This window comes from Actinoplanes sp. NPDC020271 (assembly GCF_044388125.1).
Taxonomy (GTDB): domain Bacteria; phylum Actinomycetota; class Actinomycetes; order Mycobacteriales; family Micromonosporaceae; genus Actinoplanes.
In genome coordinates, this window is the sequence record NZ_JBIRWQ010000046.1 from 1 (window position 1) to 18,352 (window position 18,352).

At 72.6% G+C, this 18,352-nt stretch carries 20 protein-coding genes; 8 read left to right on the forward strand and 12 right to left on the reverse strand.

The window, feature by feature from the left end; genetic code table 11:
* Positions 1-353: 353 nt before the first annotated feature.
* Positions 354-563 (forward strand): hypothetical protein, encoded by a 210-nt coding sequence (locus tag ACH442_RS45650; protein ID WP_396344462.1) that lies wholly within the window; start codon positions 354-356, stop codon positions 561-563.
* Positions 564-651: 88 nt separating this feature from the next.
* On the opposite strand, the gene ACH442_RS45655 is transcribed toward ACH442_RS45650, so the two are convergent.
* From ACH442_RS45655 to ACH442_RS45680, 6 genes are all read right to left on the reverse strand, one after another.
* Positions 652-3,225, reverse strand: a complete 2,574-nt coding sequence (locus ACH442_RS45655) for a cation-translocating P-type ATPase (RefSeq protein WP_396344463.1) — start codon at positions 3,223-3,225, stop codon at positions 652-654.
* 110 nt (positions 3,226-3,335) lie between these two features.
* Complete coding sequence (locus ACH442_RS45660; RefSeq protein WP_396344464.1) at positions 3,336-3,965, reverse strand: hypothetical protein; 630 nt, start codon at positions 3,963-3,965, stop codon at positions 3,336-3,338.
* Between the two features lie 29 nt (positions 3,966-3,994).
* Positions 3,995-4,753 carry a hypothetical protein gene (locus ACH442_RS45665; protein ID WP_396344465.1) on the reverse strand — a complete coding sequence of 253 codons (759 nt, stop codon included), beginning with the start codon at positions 4,751-4,753 and terminating at the stop codon, positions 3,995-3,997.
* On the reverse strand, positions 4,750-5,607 hold the full coding sequence (locus tag ACH442_RS45670) for an ABC transporter ATP-binding protein (protein WP_396344466.1): 858 nt from the start codon (positions 5,605-5,607) through the stop codon (positions 4,750-4,752). The genes ACH442_RS45665 and ACH442_RS45670 overlap by 4 nt, the downstream gene beginning before the upstream one ends.
* Positions 5,604-6,422 carry a zf-HC2 domain-containing protein gene (locus tag ACH442_RS45675; RefSeq protein ID WP_396344467.1) on the reverse strand — a complete coding sequence of 273 codons (819 nt, stop codon included), beginning with the start codon at positions 6,420-6,422 and terminating at the stop codon, positions 5,604-5,606. The genes ACH442_RS45670 and ACH442_RS45675 overlap by 4 nt, the downstream gene beginning before the upstream one ends.
* Positions 6,423-6,439: 17 nt before the next feature.
* Positions 6,440-7,012 (reverse strand): RNA polymerase sigma factor, encoded by a 573-nt coding sequence (locus ACH442_RS45680; protein WP_396344468.1) that lies wholly within the window; start codon positions 7,010-7,012, stop codon positions 6,440-6,442.
* Positions 7,013-7,169: 157 nt separating this feature from the next.
* Here ACH442_RS45680 and ACH442_RS45685 point away from each other — a divergent pair, with 157 nt between their 5' ends.
* Complete coding sequence (locus ACH442_RS45685) at positions 7,170-7,736, forward strand: hypothetical protein (protein WP_396344469.1); 567 nt, start codon at positions 7,170-7,172, stop codon at positions 7,734-7,736.
* A gap of 130 nt (positions 7,737-7,866) precedes the next feature.
* Complete coding sequence (locus ACH442_RS45690; RefSeq protein ID WP_396344470.1) at positions 7,867-8,301, forward strand: hypothetical protein; 435 nt, start codon at positions 7,867-7,869, stop codon at positions 8,299-8,301.
* A gap of 58 nt (positions 8,302-8,359) precedes the next feature.
* Here ACH442_RS45690 and ACH442_RS45695 read toward each other — a convergent pair whose 3' ends face one another.
* On the reverse strand, positions 8,360-8,557 hold the full coding sequence (locus ACH442_RS45695) for a hypothetical protein (protein ID WP_396344471.1): 198 nt from the start codon (positions 8,555-8,557) through the stop codon (positions 8,360-8,362).
* A gap of 245 nt (positions 8,558-8,802) precedes the next feature.
* Between ACH442_RS45695 and ACH442_RS45700 the strand changes: the two genes are divergently transcribed.
* From ACH442_RS45700 to ACH442_RS45710, 3 genes are read left to right on the forward strand one after another with little or no spacing between them, the layout of a single operon-like run.
* Positions 8,803-9,594 carry a MerR family transcriptional regulator gene (locus tag ACH442_RS45700; RefSeq protein ID WP_396344472.1) on the forward strand — a complete coding sequence of 264 codons (792 nt, stop codon included), beginning with the start codon at positions 8,803-8,805 and terminating at the stop codon, positions 9,592-9,594.
* Positions 9,591-10,490 (forward strand): ABC transporter ATP-binding protein, encoded by a 900-nt coding sequence (locus tag ACH442_RS45705; RefSeq protein ID WP_396344499.1) that lies wholly within the window; start codon positions 9,591-9,593, stop codon positions 10,488-10,490. Before ACH442_RS45700 ends, ACH442_RS45705 begins: the two co-directional genes overlap by 4 nt.
* Positions 10,487-12,070 (forward strand): hypothetical protein, encoded by a 1,584-nt coding sequence (locus ACH442_RS45710; RefSeq protein ID WP_396344473.1) that lies wholly within the window; start codon positions 10,487-10,489, stop codon positions 12,068-12,070. The genes ACH442_RS45705 and ACH442_RS45710 overlap by 4 nt, the downstream gene beginning before the upstream one ends.
* 12 nt (positions 12,071-12,082) lie before the next feature.
* Here ACH442_RS45710 and ACH442_RS45715 read toward each other — a convergent pair whose 3' ends face one another.
* Both ACH442_RS45715 and ACH442_RS45720 read right to left on the reverse strand, forming a co-directional pair.
* Complete coding sequence (locus tag ACH442_RS45715) at positions 12,083-12,922, reverse strand: universal stress protein (RefSeq protein WP_396344474.1); 840 nt, start codon at positions 12,920-12,922, stop codon at positions 12,083-12,085.
* A gap of 10 nt (positions 12,923-12,932) precedes the next feature.
* Positions 12,933-13,493, reverse strand: coding sequence for a universal stress protein (locus tag ACH442_RS45720; protein ID WP_396344475.1), 561 nt, complete (start codon positions 13,491-13,493; stop codon positions 12,933-12,935).
* A 278-nt stretch (positions 13,494-13,771) separates the two neighbouring features.
* Here ACH442_RS45720 and ACH442_RS45725 point away from each other — a divergent pair, with 278 nt between their 5' ends.
* Positions 13,772-14,809, forward strand: coding sequence for a zinc-dependent alcohol dehydrogenase family protein (locus ACH442_RS45725; RefSeq protein ID WP_396344476.1), 1,038 nt, complete (start codon positions 13,772-13,774; stop codon positions 14,807-14,809).
* On the opposite strand, the gene ACH442_RS45730 is transcribed toward ACH442_RS45725, so the two are convergent.
* Positions 14,799-16,388, reverse strand: coding sequence for an ATP-binding protein (locus ACH442_RS45730; RefSeq protein ID WP_396344477.1), 1,590 nt, complete (start codon positions 16,386-16,388; stop codon positions 14,799-14,801). The two genes, ACH442_RS45725 and ACH442_RS45730, sit on opposite strands and share 11 nt — an antisense overlap.
* A gap of 248 nt (positions 16,389-16,636) precedes the next feature.
* Here ACH442_RS45730 and ACH442_RS45735 point away from each other — a divergent pair, with 248 nt between their 5' ends.
* A complete protein-coding gene (locus ACH442_RS45735; RefSeq protein WP_396344478.1) occupies positions 16,637-16,909 on the forward strand; it encodes a hypothetical protein in 273 nt (90 codons plus the stop codon).
* 25 nt (positions 16,910-16,934) lie between these two features.
* Here the strand turns inward: ACH442_RS45735 and ACH442_RS45740 are convergent, their stop codons facing one another.
* Positions 16,935-17,324: a helix-turn-helix domain-containing protein gene (locus ACH442_RS45740; RefSeq protein WP_396344479.1), complete on the reverse strand. Its 390-nt coding sequence runs from the start codon at positions 17,322-17,324 to the stop codon at positions 16,935-16,937.
* An 11-nt stretch (positions 17,325-17,335) separates the two neighbouring features.
* The gene (locus ACH442_RS45745; RefSeq protein WP_396344480.1) at positions 17,336-18,277 is read right to left on the reverse strand and encodes a patatin-like phospholipase family protein; all 942 of its coding nucleotides are present in this window, start codon (positions 18,275-18,277) and stop codon (positions 17,336-17,338) included.
* Positions 18,278-18,352: the final 75 nt, after the last annotated feature.

Consider the following 18,352-nt stretch of genomic DNA (forward strand, 5'->3'; position numbering starts at 1 on the left):
CGTGATCTCATCCGCCTTCTTCGGCTCCACAGAGGCCGATCACGATGCGAATCCCCAGTTCAGAACCCTCCCGTCCGACAACGCAATGGCCCTGCCAGGCCACCGGTCAGACGCTTGTTCCAGCGCCGAGCTAGTCGATCGATCGTTCGTCCGATTCGTGATTTTTGTGACTGGTCATCGGTGTCCCCGGGGGAGTCGATGTTCTTTCCTCATGTTGGCTGGCCGACCCCGGCCCTCCCTGGCGGTACCCATGGACCATAAGTGCGTTGCCAAAATTCTCCGAGCGGATCGTGGTCGCAGCGCCGGTTCATTCAAATGGCGTTCGAGGAGCACGCTTCCGCCGGGCCGGCGACATGCTTCGCGGGAAGGGCGCCGGCCTGTTGCTCGACCTCACCTGTCTGGACGACCGGGGCGCCGGCAGCGCCCCGTTGTGGGTGCCGGCCGGCGCGCGAGAGGCTCGGGCACAGCCGCCGATCCCGGTCGCACCGTGCGTGCCCGTGCAGACGGCGTCGGTCGCGCGCCTGGCGCGTCTCGGCGCCGGCCGCCGTTTCGCGGTGCTCTAAGAGGACTCGCCGACCGATACGGCGCCGCCGCCATGACGACAGGGAGCCGACGGACGCGTCCGGCCGAGTCACGCAGGTGCCGCAGGCCTCAGCCCGGGGGACTGTTGCGTTCCCGGTGCACGACGCGGTCGAGGCGGATCGCGGCGTACCCGAGGGTGGACAGACCGCAGATGACCAGCAGATCCAGCAGGGGTACGGGCTCGGTGCCGAGCAGTTCGTTGAGCACCGGCACGTAGAGTCCGGCGAACTGCAGGGCGAACGCGGCCCCGACCGCGAGCAGCAGCATCGGGTTGGCGCGCGTGCCGGGGCGGGCGCGGGAGCCGAGCGCGACGGCGAGCTGGGTGGCGCCGAGCGCGAAGAAGGCCATGCTCTGCCAGGGCCGGTCGGTGGCGTGCGCCCAGACGGCGATGCCGAGCGTGACCGCGGCGATGACCGTGCCGACGCGCAGGATGCGCTGCCACAGCCCGGCGCCGAGGACCGATTCGGCCGGTGGCCGCGGGGGGCGGCTCATCACGTCCGGTGGGGCGGGTTCGCTGCCGAGGGCGACGCCGGGCAGGCCGTGGGTGAGCAGGTTGACCCAGAGGATCTGGGCGGGCAGCAGGAACAGGGACAGTCCGAGGAACGGCCCGGCCAGCATGACGGCGATCTCGGCAGCGCCGCCGGACAGGCCGTAGAGCAGGAAGCGGCGGATGTTGGCGTAGACGCGGCGGCCCTCTTCCGCGGCGGCGACCACGGTGGCGAGTTCGTCGTCGGCCAGGACCAGGTCGGCGGCCTGACGGGCGACCTCCGTGCCGCGCAGCCCCATGGCGACACCGATGTCGGCACGGCGCAGAGCGGGCCCGTCGTTGACACCGTCGCCGGTCATCGCCACCACCTCACCGGCCTGCCGGCAGCTGGTGATGATGTCGAGTTTCTGCTCCGGGGTGGCGCGGGCGAACACCCGGGCGTCGCGCAGTGTGCCGGGGCTGGCCGACGTGAGCTGCCGGCAGTCGACCACGGGGCCGTCGCCGTCGATGATGCCGACCTCGGCGGCCACCGCGCGGGCGGTGGCCGGATGGTCACCGGTGATCAGGACCGGGGTGATCCCGGCGTCGCGGCAGGCGGCGATGGTGGCCGGTGCGGACGGGCGTGCCGGGTCGCGGATGCCGATCAGCCCGAGCAGCCGCAGGTCGCGCTCCCAGCGATCAGCCGGCGGCGCGGTGAGGTGATCGGATCGGGTGACCGCGAGGACCCGGTACCCTTCCGCGGCCAGACCCTCGGCGCGCGCGGCGGCTTCAGCGAGCATGTCGGCCGGTTCGTCGAGGAACGCCGGGCGCAGCAGCACCTCGGGCGCGCCCTTGCAGATCACGTGGACGGACCCGCCCGGCTCCTGGTGGACGGTGGTCATTCGTTTGCGGTCACTGTCGAACGGCAACTCTCCGATCCGCGGACAGCGCTGCTGGTCGACACTCGGGTCGACGCCGAGTCGGCCGGCTGCCGCCAGCAGCGCCCCTTCCGTCGGGTCACCGAGGACGGTCCAGTCGCCATCCGCATCGTCCGGCGCTCGCAAGGTCGCATCGGTGGACAGCGCCGCGGCGGCCAGCAGTTCCCGCAGGTCGGGTGCGTCCTCGGCGGTAACGGTCCGGCCTGCACGGCGAACGGTGCCTTGCGGGGTGTAACCGTGACCGTCGACGTCGGCGGTTCCGGCCGGCGTCCACAAGCGGCGCGTGACCATGCGGCCCTCGGTCAGGGTGCCCGTCTTGTCGGTGGCGAGAACGGTCACCGAGCCGAGCGTCTCCACCGCGGCCAGTCGCCGGATCAGGGCGTGGCGGGCCGCCATCCGCCGGGCACCGAGCGCGAGGGCGAGGGTGACCACGGCGGGCAGCGACTCGGGTACGGCGGCGACCACGAGACTGATCGCGGTCACCACCATCAGCTCGACGGACTCGCCCCGGATCAGGCCCAGAACCAGCACGATCGTGCAGAGCGCCACGGCGGTCACGGCGAGCATCCGCCCGATGCCGACCAGGCGGTGCTGCAGCGGGGTGAGCCCGGCGCCGGTGTCCATGAGTCCCGCGATCCGGCCCATCGCGCCGGCGGCCCCGGTCGCGGTGACGACTGCCCGGCCCCGGCCACGGACGACGACGGTCCCGGAGGACACCTGGTCGGTCCCGTGCGCCGTGCTCTTGTCGACCGGCACGGACTCGCCGGTCAGGGCGGACTCGTCGACCAGCAGAGCCGCCGCCTCCGTCACGGTCGCGTCGGCGGGCACGATGTCACCCTCGCCGAGCACGAGCAGATCGCCCCTGACGACGTCGGCGGCGGGGACGAGTTGTTGCCGGCCGTCGCGGAGCACCCTGGCCTCGGGTGCGGTCATCGCCGCCAGCGCGGTGATGGCCTGGTCCGCTTTGACCTCCTGCACGACCCCGACGCTCGTATTGACCACGATCACCAGGGCGATGACGGCCGCGTCGGCCCAGTCACCGGTGACGACGGTCAGCACGATGGCGACCAGCAACACGACGATCAGAGGATCGGTCAGCTGGGTCAGCGACCGCCGCCACACCGGGACGTGCTCGCGTGCCGGAAGGGTGTTGCTCCCGTCGCGTTCCAGCCGGCGGGCGGCCTCGGCCGACGACAGGCCGACGACACCGGATTCCACGGGCTGGATGTCGCTGGTCATCGCCGTCCTTTCCGGGACCGCCGGGCGGAACCCTCGCCTTCAGCCTGGCTCGGCGGCCGACACGGCTGAAGGGGCGTCCGGTCCACGAACGGCCGCCATCGGTCCCGGCCTCACCGGACCTCACGGTTCGCCGCGAACAACACCGCGACGAGTACGGGCACTGCGGCCCACCACGCGAGGTGGACGACGGCCCAGGACGGCGTTCCCGGCAGTGCCCACGGCGACCACCGGCTCGGCACGAACAGTGTCATGACCAGCAGCGCACCCTGGAACGCGAGCCCGGCCAGTGCCGCTGCCGGTGCTGCGACAGCCCGACTCGCCACCGCTGCGCCGGCCGGGCCGCCGAGCGCGCACACCAGGGCTTCACCCACCAGGCCGGGCACCGGGGCGGCCGGGAAGGTGGACGCTGCCGCGAGGCAGAGGGCACCCCAGACGAGGGCCGCCGGGACGACCACGAGCGTGAACCGCAACCACTGCCGCAGCCAGCGCGGGGTGGCGGTGATCGTCACGGGTGCCATCGGGTCGACCATCGCGAAACTCGCACCGGCGCCGAGCAGAAGCGCGGCGATCCGAAGACCCCAGACCGATGCGGCCGGCACGGCGGCACCCAGCAGCGCCGGGAGCATTCCTGCCACGGCCAGCGCCGACGCGGCCAGCAGAGGCGGCCAGGGCACGGCCCGGATCAGTGGCGCGACCAGCAGAGCGGCCTGCCGGGCGAGGAGGGCGACGGTGGAACGCACGACCGGACGCTTCGTCACGGACACGCGGCTCACCGCCCCCGGCGTACGGCCACCACGGCGAGTGCCGCGGCCAGGATCAGCGCTCCGACGACCAGCGGACGCCGCGGTGCGTGCCTCAGCCGGGCGGTGCTCACCGCGGCGAGCAGCAACGCCAGCAGGTAGAGCAGATGCCAGTCGACGTCCACCGGCGGGGAGGACCCCATGTCGACCGGGAAGAGCCGCCACGGCAACGACCCGGCACCGTCGCCCAGCACCGGCAGCACCGCCATCGCGGCGGCAAGCGTGAACAGTGTCAGCGGACCGGCCGCGGTCGACGACAACCAGCTTCCTGCCGCGACACCGATCGCCGCGCCGATCATCGGCACGATCAACGCCGTCAGCGCCCACCCGGTCCCGGACACGCCGGCCGGCCAGGCCGCGACCAGCGCCAGCGACTCCAGGCCGAGGCAGAGCGCGCCCACGAGACCGGCCACCGGGACGAGCACCAGCAACGCCACTGCCCGGTGGACCGGCCGGACCGGCAGGGCCGCGGCCGCCTCCCACGCGCCGTGCCGGCGATCACGCGACGCCGCGAGATGTCCGAGAACTATCAGAAAGCCGGCCAGCACCAGCGCGGCGAGGCCGGTGTCGGTGCGGATGGCGGCCGCGGACACCTCCCCGGTCCGGAGCGAGGTGACGCCCAGCCCGGTCGTGACTGCCGCACCCACCCACAGCGTCGGGGCCCGCAGCAGCAACCTCGCCTCCGACAGAGCGAGCGCCCGGGTCGCGTCCAGTCGCCACGTCGTCATCGAATCGCCGCCGCGGCCTCGGGACCCAGCAGCGTCAGATAGCCGTCCTCGATCGACGGACGGACGGCAACGCCATCCGGAGGCGGGGCGCCCAGCGTCCGGTAGTCCCCGTCCGCGGTGCGCCAGTACATGGTCGCGCCCGCCGGTGGATCCGCCGACAACCACACCTGCCCGTCCGCCAGGGTGGCCAGTTCCCGGGGCGTACCGTCGAAGATCGCTCTTCCCTCGCGAAGCACGATCACCCTTTCGCAGAGCGCCGCGACATCCTCGGTCTGGTGGGTGGAGAGCAGGACAGTGCGACTCTCGCCCAGGCGGGAGATCAGCGCCCGGAACAGCATCCGCTGCTCCGGGTCCAAACCGACCGTCGGCTCATCGAGGATCAGCAGGTCGGGCGAGCCGAGCAGGGCCTGCGCGAGGCCCAGCCGCTGGCGCATGCCGCCAGAGAGCTTGCGGACCCTGGTCCGGGCCCGGTCACTCAGGCCGACCTCGTCGAGCACCCGGCGGACCTCGGCGCGCCGCTGCCGGGTGTCGGTCATCTCCTTGAGCACGGCCACGTAGTCGAGCAGGGCGGCGGCGGTGAAGTTCGGGTAGAGCCCGGGATTCTGCGGCAGGTAGCCGAGGCGGCGGCGCAGTGTGGTCCGGTCCGCGGCCACCGCCGGGTCCAGGCCGAACACCTCGATCCGCCCGGTGTCCGGCGCCTGCGCGGTGCCCAGACAGCGCAGCAGCGTGGTCTTGCCGGCGCCGTTCGGCCCGAGCAACCCGGTCACCCCGCGGCCGATCGTCAGGTCCAGGGTGTCCAGGGCGGTCGTCGAGCCGTACCGTTTGCCGAGATCGGTGATCCGTATCGTGGTCATCGCGACTCTCCCGGGTCGAGGCGACGGCGTCGCCGGGTCAGGACGGCGGCAGCCCCTGCCGCCGCCAGCAGGTATCCGGACTGGGCGCCCGGGCCGAACACCGGCGGCGGCAGTGCCCCGCCGGAGACCGACAGGCCACCGGTCGCGAGCACCCAGGTCGCGGCCAGCAGCCCGGCGGCCAGGGGCAGCGGCATCACGGTCGCCAGCGCCAGGGCGCTGATACTCAACAGGAACGCGGGCAGCAGCCAAGCGACCGCGTACCAGCCGGGGCCGGGCAACAACACGGCGGCGACCGTGCCCAGCGCCATGGACACCCCGACCACGGCGGTAGCGCGCCAGAGGACCAGCGCCGGACCGGCTGCCGGCGTCACTGCGGCGATCTCGTGCATCGGGTCGAACGGCGGCCCGTAGGCGGTCGCCACCGCCAGCACCGGCAGCACCGGCGCGACGATCAGAAACCAGGTCAGGGCCGTACGGGCGTTCCCCGCGTACGCCGCCACCACGCCGAACGTCAGCACCGCCACGGTCGCCGCCAGCCATGACCAGCGCAGCGCGGGTGTCGCGGCCAGCAGCCGCAGCCGGTGCCCGGGCAGCCCGGCACGTTCGGCGATCCGCTCCACCGGGCCGGGCGCGGGGGACTGGATCCGGTCCAGCACGGCCGTCCAGCTGCGGTCGAGCCATGCCGCGTCGACCGGCACCGCGATCCGGCAGGACGGGCAGGCCTGCAGATGCGCGTCGACCGCCATCACCCGGCTCGGATCGAGCCGGCCCTGCTGGTAGGCGTCGAGCAACCCTTCGTCCACGTGCCAGGACATGGCCTCTCCTCGTGCCGTCATGCCAGCAGCTCCCGCAGTCGCGCGCGGGCCCGCATCAGCCGGGTCTTCGCGGTGCCCTCCGGGACGCCGAGCAGGCGGGCGGCCTCCCGCACGGTCAGCCCGTCCAGAGCGGTCGCCTGGATGACCGCTCGCAGCTCGGGGGAGAGCCGGTTCAGCGCGTCACCGAGGTCACCGTGCTCGATCCGCAGCAGCACCAGCTCCTCCGGCGACGGCGCGACCGTCTCGCCGGCCGTCGTCGCCGCTGTGCCCAGCCAGCGATGACCGGGTCCACGCAGGACTGAGATCATCCGGCGTACGGCGATGGTCCAGATCCAAGCGGCCGGGTCCGCGCCGGTGTCGTGATAGCGGTGCGCGTCCTTCCACACGGTGAGAAAGGTGTCCTGCACGGCCGCGTCGACGACGTCCGGGTCCGCGCACCGGCGCGCGAGCCTGGCCCGCAGCCAGGGCGCATGCCGCCCGTGCAACAGCCGCAGCGCGTCGACGTGACCGGCGGCGACCGCCCGCAGCAGCGTGGCGTCGCCGCTGGCCTCGCTGACCGGGTCTTCCGGTGTCGTCCTCTTGGCCCACACACTTCGACTATCGCGGTCCGCGCGGCGAAGGGTTCACCCGCGCAGGCGCGGATTCCACGCGCTGCGCCGGGTGAACAAGGGCCATCGGCCTCTGCCGCGACGCGATTCCGGTGGACATCGTGGATATTCGATCGCTTGCGTGCTGAGGGAGGCGGCGGTGAACACTCCGACCGGCCAGGTCGACCCCAGGGTGGTCGGCGTGGAGGTGGTGACCAGAGCCGCGGTCCCGATCGTCGGGTTCCGCGCGACCGCGTCGCTCTGCGCGTTGCGCGCGCGGTCATCAGCGGCGCTGCGGACGATGTCGGTCCTGCTGGAGCGCGCCGGGGTGTGGCCGGCCGGTCCGGCCACGGTGATTCTCCGGCCGAACAACAGGCCGGACTCCTTCGAGATCATGGCCGGCTATTCCCTGCCGGGACACGCTCTCGGCGTGGACCTGGCCACCGACCGTCTCCCCGGTGGCCTCGCGGTGCAGGCCGTGCATCCCGGATCGTGGGACACCCTGCTCGGCACCTACGACCAGGTCGGCGAATGGCTGGCGGCACGACACGTCACCGAGGTGCCGCTGATGTGGGAGGAGTACCTCGTCGGGCCACAGGCGACCGAGGACGTTCACGCCTGGCGAACCCGTGTCGTGGTACCGCTGCCCGGCACATGGCCGGCCCGGGGGAATCCGGCCGGTCAGGACGGAACTCCGGTTTCGCCGGGGCGATCGACCACCGCCTGACAAGCAGATCGGCCCTGCTGTTCATGGTGGCCCCGGGGCGACGGTGTGGGTGAGGGGCGATGCCGGCAGCAGGTGCCGGCCGGGCCGGCCGCTCGGGCCGACCGGGGATGTCGTCCCGGGGAGGCCGGAGATGGCTGCCATCCAATTCCCGCATCACCCGCTCGGACCGGGCCAGTTCACCGCGATCGTGAAGGACAACAACGGTGAGCCGTCCTCGGTGCTGGAGGCCGGCGAGAAGTTCGAGATCCGCTGCGAGTGGAAGATCTCCCGGCTGGCCGCGCTGTTGCTCGGCGGGCGGTGGAAGGTTGCCGCCTACGTCGAGTCGATCGGACCCGGACCGGAGAAGCAGATCGGACTGACCAAGGTCGTGGCGCTCAACGGAGGAACGGAGTACCACGCTGACATCGAGGTACCGGCGCACACGCTGCCCGACCTCGACCCGCACGCGCCGGCCCCGGAACCGTCCGGCGCCTACAAATTGGTGACCCTGCTGACGTTGGAGAACTTCGGCAAGCTCACCGACGTCGCCGCGGTGGTGGAAGGACCGGTGCTGCGCATCGGTTGACCAGCCACGGCAGCCGGCGGCACCCACCAAGGTGCCGCCGGTGGCGTGCCCAGCGGGCTCATCCGGGTGCGACGGTCGGTGCGGCGAGCTCGATGTCGGGTGTGCCGCCCTGGTGCAGCGCCCAGGGATCGCCCCGGTCTATGACGGCGAGTGTGCCGTCCCGGTCCACGGTGAGGCGGCGGCTGCATCCGTCTCTGCACTCGAACAACCAGCCGGCTGCGGAGACCGTGACTTCCAGACGGTGCAAGGTGTCCATGATGCAGCGTAGGCCGGATCGCTCCGGTCCGCTCGTCGACCGCCTCCCGGCGTGGTACCGCAGGAGCACGTGACGTGCGGCGGCCCCGGACGGAACGGCCGTCCGGGACCGCCGGTGCGGGCGCGATCTCGTCGACCCGCTTCCAGCCTGGCCCCATGATCAGCCCGCGGACAGGGCCGGCCGGCCCGGCGACAGGTGCCGGCCGGCATTGACTGTGACGTCACGTCACATCGGAGACTGCCTTTGTGCGCATCAAGGAGCTCGCCGAGCTGACCGGCACGACCGTCCGGACGATCCGCTTCTATCACCAGACAGGGCTGTTGCCGATCCCGGCGCGGCGCGACGGCCGCCGCGACTACGACCTGACACAGGTGGCCCGCCTGGTCCGGGTCCGCTGGCTGGCGCAGGCCGGGATTCCGCTGGCCCGGATCGCCACGGTGCTCGACGACCGCGACGCCGGAGCCGGCCCGCGCCACGAGACGACGCTGACCGATCTGCGGGCGGTCGTCACGGCGCTCGACGATCAGATCCAGCAGTTGACGTCGCAGCGCGACCGGATGCGGAACCTGATCATCGGCCTGGAACGGGACGGCCAGCTGTCCCCGATGCCGGCCCCGGTCGCCCGTTTCTACGACCGGATGTACGCCCGGGCCCCCGACGACCGCACCCGCCGGGTGGTCCGCAAGGAACGTGACTTCATGGAGCTCGCCTTCTACCGCGGGGAGATGCCGGTCGAGGCCGTGACCGTCTACGAGCAGCTCACCGAGACCGGCCTGGCCGACAGTCTCGTCTCGTTCGGGCAGATCGCCCGCCGCCGTGAGCGCACGGGCCGGCTCAGCGAAACGGAGGTTGCCGCGATCGCCTCCGCGACCGTCGAGCGGCTCCGGGGGCAACTGGGCGCCACGCTGCTGACGATCGACCTGACACTGGCCCGCCAGGCGGCCGACCTCTACGTACGACTGACCGAACCTGATCGCCGCCACCTGGCCCGCGCGATCGCGGACGCCCTGCTGGCCGAGATCGAGAAGGAGCGATAAGGATGACCGTCGACATCGAGGGCCTGGTCAAACGGTTCGGCACGTTCGCCGCGGTGGACGGCCTCGACCTACGAGTTCGTCCGGGCAGCGTGCACGGCTTCCTGGGCCCGAACGGCGCCGGCAAGTCGACCACGATCCGGGTGCTGCTCGGTCTGTACCGGGCGACCGCCGGTCACGTCCGGGTCCTCGGCCTCGACCCGGCCCGGCAGGCCGCGCAGGTCACGAGCCAGGTGTCGTACGTGCCCGGCGACGTGACCCTGTGGCCGAATCTGACCGGGCAGCAGATCCTCGACGCGTTCGCCGGGTTGCGCGGCCGCCGCGACGAGGCGGCCGAACGCCGGCTCTGCGAGGCGTTCGCGCTGGACCCGAGCCGGCGGGCGCGCACCTATTCGAAGGGCAACCGGCAGAAGGTGGTGCTGGTCGCCGCGTTCGCCGCCCCGACCGGCCTGCTCGTGCTCGACGAGCCCACGTCCGGCCTGGACCCGCTGATGGAGGAGGTGTTCCAGTCCTGCGTCCGCGACGCGGCCGCCGCTGGGCGCACCGTCCTGCTGTCCAGTCACATCCTTGCCGAGGTCGAGACGCTCTGCGACACGGTGACGATCATCAAGGACGGCCGCCTCGTCGAGTCCGGCGCGCTGGCCGACCTGCGGCACCTCGCCGCGTCGCAGGTCACCGCCCGTCCCGCGACCGATCGGCGCACCGCCGTCACCGAGCGCTTGCGGGAGCTGGGCATTTCCTGCGCGTACGTCGATGGCCTGCTCACCCTGAGCGTGCCGCGCCCCCTCGTGACCGCGGTCCTGGGCGTGCTCGCCGACGCCGGCGCCGACGACATCACCTGCACACCGGCCAAGCTGGAGGATCTGTTCCTGCGGCACTACGCGGTGGCCGCGCGATGACCCTGACCCGCCTCCTGCTGCGCCGCCACCGGCTCACCATCAGCTGCTGGCTGCTCCTGCTGATCGGACTGTCCGCCGGCACGGTCACCGCCTACCAGAACACCTACGCCACCGATCAGCAGCGCCGCGTCGCGGTCGGACTGGCCCAGCAGAACGCCGCCACCACAGTGCTGTACGGGCACCTGCCGGACCTCGGAACACCAGCCCAGATGTACGCGTGGGAGATCGGCGCGTTCGTGACGATCCTGGCCGCCGTGATGGCCGTCCTCGTCGCCGTGTCGCTGACCCGGGCCGCCGAGGACGACGGCACCCTGGAGCTGGTGCGTGGCTGCGGCATCGCCCCGGGCCGCCCGCTGCGCAGCGCGCTGATCGTGCTGACCGGCACCGCGGGCGTGCTCGCCGTCGGCTGCACCGTGGCCGCCGGCCTGTACACCGGTGCCGTCGACGGCGTGACCTGGCCGTCCGCGGGCGCCTACGGCGCGGTGGCCGGGGTGACGTTCCTGCTCGTCGCCGCGATCACGGTTCTGGTGGCACAACTGACCCCGGTCACCGGGCAGGCGAGACTGGCCGGATTCGCGGTGCTCGGCGTGTCGTTCGCGATCCGGGCGCTCGCCGACACGCAGGAGATCGGCTGGCTGAACTGGTTCACGCCGCTCGGCCTGCGCGCGACCGTCGCCCCGTTCACCGCCGGCCGCTGGACCGCGCTGATCGTCCCGCTGGGCGTGTCCGTGCTGGCCGCGGCCGGTGCCGTGCGCCTGTCGGATCGGCGCGAGTTCGGTGCCGGACTGCTGCCGCGGCACGACACCCGGGCCGGCCGGCTACGCATCCGGTCATCCGCCGGGCTGGCCGCCCACCTCACCCGTGGCACGGTGCTGACCTGGACGATCGCGGTGGCGGTGATCGGCGCGCTGTTCGCGGCGATGGGTTCCGGCGTCGTCGAGCAGCAACGTACCGGGGACGTGGGCGGGTTCCTCGGCGCGCAGGTGGGCGCGGCCGACCCGGCGGGCGGCTACCTGTCGTACTGCGGGACGATCGCGGGGATCGTCGTCGGTGTCTACGCGGTGCTGGCGGTGTCCCGCAGCCGGACGGACGAGCGCCTCGGGCTGACCGATCTGGTGCTGGCCACCGGCGTACGCCGATGGTCGCCGCTGGCCGCGCAAGCGGCGGTGACGGCGGCCGGTTCCGCTATCGTGCTGGCCGCGACCGGCGCCCTGACCGCGGCGATCGCACCCACGGTCATCGACGGCCAGGACGTCGCCGCGCGGGCGTTCGCCTACACGGCCGGTCAGTGGCCCGCGGTAGTCGCGATCACCGGCTGGACCGCGCTGCTCGCGGGGGCGCTGCCACGGCTGCTCCCGCTGGCCTGGCTGCCGCTGGTCGCCGGGGCCGGCCTGACCCTGCTCGGCGATCTGCTGCAGGTGCCGCAACGCGTGCAGGACCTGGGCGTTTTCGGTCACGTCCCGGATGTCGCGGCGGCGCACCCGGCCTGGGCCGCGTCGCTGCTGCTGGCCGGCTCCGGTGTGGTGCTCGGCCTGGCCGGGCTGGCTGCGCTGTCGCGCCGGGACCTGCGGATCGGCTGACGCCGGGCTCGTTCAGGGACGCATCACGGTGTCGTGCACGACCACGACCGTGCAGGCGCTGTGCCGCAGCACGTGCTGGCTGACCGAGCCGAGCAGCAGCCCGTGGACCACGCCACGGCCACGGCTGCCGACCACCAGCAGCTGGGCCGTGGCGCTCTCCCGGACCAGGGCAGCCGCGGGATGTTCCCGGACCGCCTCGGCCTCGACCTTCACATCGGTGAAGGTGTCCCGGACATCGGTGACGATCGTGTCGAACGGCTCGCGCTCCCGGTCGACGACCGACGGCTCGGTCGCGGCCGGCCAGGCACGGACCACCCGCAGCGGGACATGCCGGGCGGACGCCTGCACCGCGGCCAGGTCCAGCACCGGCGTGCCGAGGGCGGAGTCGTCGATGCCGGCGACCACCGGCGCGTCGGACGGCGCTGAGCCGCGGACCACCACCACAGGGCAGTGGGCGTGGGCGGTGACCGCGCAACTGACCGAACCGAGCAGGTCGGACACCGCGCTGTGGCCGCGGCCGCCGATCACGATCAGCCGGGCCCGGCGGGAGCGGTCGATCAGGGCGGGTGCGGGGAACGACCGTACCGTCCGCAGCGTGACCTCGACCATCGGGTGGGTGCGCTTGGCGGTGAGCAACGCTTCCTCCAGCATCCCGCCGATCACTTCGACGGTGTAGCTCTCCGGCCGGGCCGGTCCGGACGACGAGTCGCCGACGGGCGTCCACACCGGGTATTCGTCGGCGTAGAGCAGTTCGACCGGTGCGAGAGTGCGCTCCGCCTCGTCCAGCGCCCAGGCGAGTGCGGCCGCGGCGGGCGGCGAACCGTCGTACCCGACAATGATCTTCCGCAGCATGGCGATGACCTCAGCTTCCTCGGTGGGAGCGGCTCGGCAGCACGACGGCGAGCGGGCAGGCGGTGTGCCCGATCAGCGCGGCGACCGTTGCCCCGAACGGTCTCGCCTGCGTCACCGGTCCACTGGCTGCGGCCACGACCAGCAGGCCGAGATCGTGGCTGAGCGCGCGCAACGCCTTCGCCGGGTCGCGGTCGTGCAGGATTTCCCGTTCCGTGGCGTCCGCCTCGTCCGGCGGCAGGGCGTCGTACAGCGCCTCGGAGAGCAGCAGGTCGGCTGCGTGCGGCCGGTCCGGGCGGCTGTGGACGCCGGTGCTCTCGGCGCGGCGCCCGGTCCAGACGTGCACCGCCCGCAGCTTGGCGTCCCGGTGGCACGAGCGGTACCAGGCCTGGGTCAGCACCTCACCGGCATGCGCGTCGTCGGTGACGGCCGCACCGACCACATCGCCGGTCGAGGACGCGCCGCCGACCAGCTCGACGGCGTCGTGACCAGCGGAGAGCCGTACCCGCCACGGCGTGTTACCAGGCAGGTGGTCACGGATGGCGGCGGCCAACTCTTCGATCCGAACGTTCATGATGCACCGTCCTGCGACGATCACGGCGCCCGTCCGGCTCGATGGTCCCGCCTCCGCGGTCCGTCTTGACGACGGTGGGTCTGTGGCTCATCGGCCACCTCTTGCTCCGCCGGTGGCGGGGCCGTGCCGGATGGGCGCCTGCATCCAGCGTCACCCGGCCACGAACGGGCCGGTAGCGGCCATAGGTCCCGAGAACTGCCGTTCGGCCCTGTCGAGCACCTCCAGCGGTCGCTCATGCTGTCAGACATGCGAATCCTTCAACGACGAAGGAGAAGATCATGAAGGCACTCGTGTACGGCGGAGCCGGCGAACGTTCCTGGACCCAGGTCCCGGACGCCGTGATCCGCGACCCGCGCGACGCCGTGATCCGCGTCGACGCGGTGACCATCTGCGGGACGGATCTGCACATCCTGGGCGGGGATGTGCCGGAGGTGACCCCGGGCCGGATCCTGGGGCACGAGGCGGTCGGCACGGTCGTCGAGACCGGCGCCGCGGTGAGCCGGGTCAAGGACGGTGACCGGGTGCTCGCCTCGTGCATCTCGGCGTGCGGCGCCTGCCGGTTCTGCCGGGAGGGCCGGTACGGCCAGTGCCGCGCCGGCGGTGGCTGGCAGCTCGGTCACCGTCTGGACGGGGTGCAGGCCGAGTACGCCCGGATCCCGTTCGCCGACCTGTCCACCTACAAGCTGCCTCCGAGGTTGTCGTCGGAGGACGCGGTGCTGCTGGCCGACATCCTCCCGACCGCCTACGAGGTCGGCGTGCTCAACGGCCAGGTCGGCCCGGGCGACACCGTGGTCGTGATCGGCGCGGGCCCGATCGGTCTGGCCGCGATCCTGACCGCCCGGCTGTTCTCCCCGGCGCACATCGTCGCGATCGACAAGGCGGAGAGCCGGTTGCAGGCGGCCAAGAACCTGGGCGCCGACGTCACGCTGCTGCCGGAGCGGGTGCCGCTGGGCGCGGTCCGCGCGCTGACCGGCGGCCTCGGCGCGGACGTGGTCATGGAGGCGGTGGGCGTGCCGGAGGCCTTCGAGATGTGTCAGACGCTGGTGCGCCCGGGCGGGCGGATCGCCAACATCGGCGTGCACGGCAAACCCGCCACGCTGCACCTGGAGAAGCTCTGGATCAGCGACGTCACGATCACCACGGGGCTGGTCGACACGTACTCGACGCCGCGGCTGCTGGCGATGCTGGACGGTGGTCAGCTCGACGTCTCGTCACTGGTCACCCACCGGTTCGGTCTCGACGAGTTCGAGCAGGCATACGACGTCTTCGCGCAGCCCGCCCGGACCGGCGCCCTCAAGGTGGTCCTCAGCCGATAACGGCCCGGCCCGTCCCGTGGATCGCCAGGTGCACGTTCTCCAGCAGCTCCTGGCTGGTGAACGGCTTCTCGATGATGGCTACCCCGTCCGGGAGCCGGCCGGTCTCGGCCAGCACCGGGCGGGCGTAGCCGGACATGTAGAGGACCGGCAGGTGCGGGTGCACGGCCCGGATGCGGTCGGCCGCCTCGTTGCCCAGCATCCCCGGCATCATGACGTCGGTGAACAGCAGGCTGGGGATCGACGGGTGGGTCTGCGCGATGTGGACGGCCTCGGCACCGCCGGCGGCGGCCAGCACGTGGTAGCCCGCGTGCGTCAGGATCCGGGTGATCACCTGGCGCAGCGCGTCCTCGTCCTCGACCACCAGGATCGTCGTGTGCGGCGTAACGGCGGTGCGGCCGCCGGCCGGCCCGGCGGCGGGTGTCTCGGCCGTCCGGCCGGCCGCCGGCAGCAGGATCGTGATCGTCGTGCCGGTCCCGGGCTTGGAGTAGAGGTCGATGTCGCCGCCGGACGAGCGGACGATGCCGTAGACGGTGGCCAGCCCCAGCCCGGTTCCCGACCCCCGTGGCTTCGTGGTGTAGAACGGCTCGAAGGCGCGTTCCATCACCTCCGGGGGCATGCCGGTCCCGGTGTCGCTGACCCGCAGGCGCGCGTATCGGCCCGCGGTCAGGACCTCGGTGACGTCGTCGTCGCCGAGGTCGGCGTTCGTCGTCTCGACGGACACCGTTCCACCCCCGGGCATCGCGTCCCGTGCGTTGACCACGAGATTGACCAGGATCTGCTCGATCTGGGTGGGATCGGCGGTCACCGGCCGCAGTGCCGGTTCCAGGTCGATGACCAGCCGGATGTGCTCGCCGATGGTCCGCCGGAGCATCTCGTGGACCTCCCCGGCGACGCGGTTGAGGTCGAGGACCTCGGCGTGGGTGATGTCGCGGCGGCCGAAGGTGAGCAGCTGCTTGGTCAGGCGGGCGGCGCGCTCGGCGGCCCGGCTGATCTGCTCGAGGTCGTGGCAGGCCGTGTCGATGGCGGCCCGGTCGAGTGCCGGCTCGGCGAGGGTCTCCCGGACGAGCTCGGTGTAGTTGCTGATCACCGCCAGGAGGTTGTTGAAGTCGTGGGCGACACCGCCGGCCAGTTCGCCGAGGCTCTCCAGCCGGCGGGCGTGCTGCATCCGGCGTTCGGCGGCGTCCCGTTCGGCCTGCGTGATCAGTCGTTCCCGTTCGGCCTGGGCGATCAGCCGGTCGGTGACGTCGCGGATGGCGGCCGACACGATCAGCCCTTCGCCGGTGTCCAGGGCGGAGAGGCTGATCTCCGCGGGGAACTCGGTGCCGTCCTTGCGGACGGCGGTCAGCGAGAGACCGGCGCCCATCGGCCGGCTCCGTGGCTGGGCGAAGTACCGGTCCCGGTGACCCGGATGCGCCGCCCGGAACGCCTCGGGCACGAGCACGTCGACGCACTGGCCGACCAGCTCCTGTCTCCGGAAGCCGAACAGCCGCTCGGTCTGGGCGTTGACCAGCACGATGGTGCCGTCCGCGGTGACGCCGACGATGGCGTCCGGTGCGGCTTCCAGCAGATCCTCGAACATCGATCCACCACCAAACCCGATTTCTCGGTACGGCGGCACCGCCGACGACGATCAGGGAAAGAGTTCCGTTCCACAGCAGCTTCCAAGGATCCGGTTTACACCCGCCGGACCGGGCGCGGACGCGAAACGGGGCAGAAAGTCCCGCTTCTGCGGGTCACCCGGCCCTGTTGGGGCGGGGGCGAACGCCTCTGACGCTGCTAGCAGCGCGCGGCTAACGTGCTAACTGAGAGGGAGAAGGGAGGTTTGCCATGACCACCACGACCACTGCCCGTCCGGCCAAGCCGGCCGAGAAGGCCCCGCCGGTTGTCCACGCCGCGAAGCGGCGTGAGATCGGCCGTGAGATCGGCGCCCTCGCCGTGAACGTCTACGAGCGCGGGATCGCCGACATCGTCGCGTTCGAGAAGGACGCTGCGAAGATCACGCCGTACCCGTGGGCCAAGAACGCGCTCACGATGAGCGCCGGGCTCATCGAGGACGTCGGCGCCGCCTACGTCCGCACAGCCCGTCAGATCCTGCGATAGCGGTCCGCCGCACCGGCCCGGGGCCTCACGCCCCGGGCCGGCCGCCGTTCCCGGAGGATCGCTGCCGGCTGCGCCGGGTGATCGTCGCCTCGGCCATCGCCGCGTAGACCTCGGCCAGCGCCTGCCGCTGCCGGGCGGTCAGGTTCGGGTCGGCCGCGATGGCGGCGAGCACCGCCGCCGGGCCGGGCGCCTGCGGCGCGGCCTCGTTCACCAGCGCGTCCGCGGTGGTCCGCAACGACGTCGCGATGGCGTGCAGCACCCGCTCGGACGGGGCGCGCAGCCCGCGCTCGATCTGCGACAGGTACGGATTCGAGATGCCGACCATGGACGCGAGCTGCCGCAGCGACAGCTCGGCCACCTCGCGCTGCCGCCTGATGATCTCCCCGAGCGTCACCGGGACGTCCTGTTCCCCCACGATGCCGCCGCCTATGCCGCCAGCGCAGCCGGGATGGTGGTCTGGGCGGTCCGCAGCACGTCGGCGCGGCGGCGGCCGTCCATCAGGTTGACGCCGATCGCGTCCAGGTCGGCCGGGCCCGGCGTCAGCACGCTCACCCGGGCCCCCGTGCCCGCCACCTTGGCCACCTCGCGGGCCAGCTCGACGGCGAGCAACTGGCGCAGGACCCGCTCGGCGCGGGTGGCCGGATGCCACGGCCGGTCGGTCCGGGAACTGGCCATCGGGGCAAGCACGTACACCTCGTCGTACTGCTGGTTGCGCAGCAGGTCGACCGACGTGATCGACCGGACCCCGCCGTCGACGTAGCGGCGGTCGCCGATCACGACCGGGCGGTGCCAGCCGGGGATCGAGCAGGACGCCACCACCGCGTCCGGCAGCGGTGCCGGCGGGCTCCCGGGGCGACCGAAGACCACGCGCCGGCCGGACTCGTAGTCCACGCCGACGATCCAGGTGTCATGCCGCGGCCAGGGGCCCGGCTCCGCCCCGGCGAGCGCCTGCACGTACTGCCGCAGTGTGCGGTGCTCGGAGCGGCCCTCCGGCAGCAGCGCGCTGGCCAGCACCCGCGGGTGGACGCTGTGCGGCGCCAGCACCGCGGTCGCCAGCATCCGGGGTGAACCCAGGCGCAGCCGGGGCGGGGACGGGTGCAGGCCGGAGTCGCGTTCGAAATCGGCGGCGGCGGGGACCGCGGGATTGTCGACCCCGAGTTGGTGATCGATGAGCTGGTCCGGAGTGAGGCCGTGCCGCAGGGCCGCGGCCACCACGCTGCCCGCGCTGGTCCCGATGATCGTGTCGGCCTCGCCGAGCGGCCGCCCGACGCGCTCCTGGATCGCCGCCAGCCCGCCGATCATCCAGGCCGCGCCCAGTGTCCCGCCCGCACCCAGGACCAGGGCCACCCGCTTGTTCCTCGTTGTCACGTGCACCACCTGGTCTCTGTTCACTGCTGTGCCCCGTGACTTCCCATGGTGTCACGCGCCATGGCCGAATGCGGG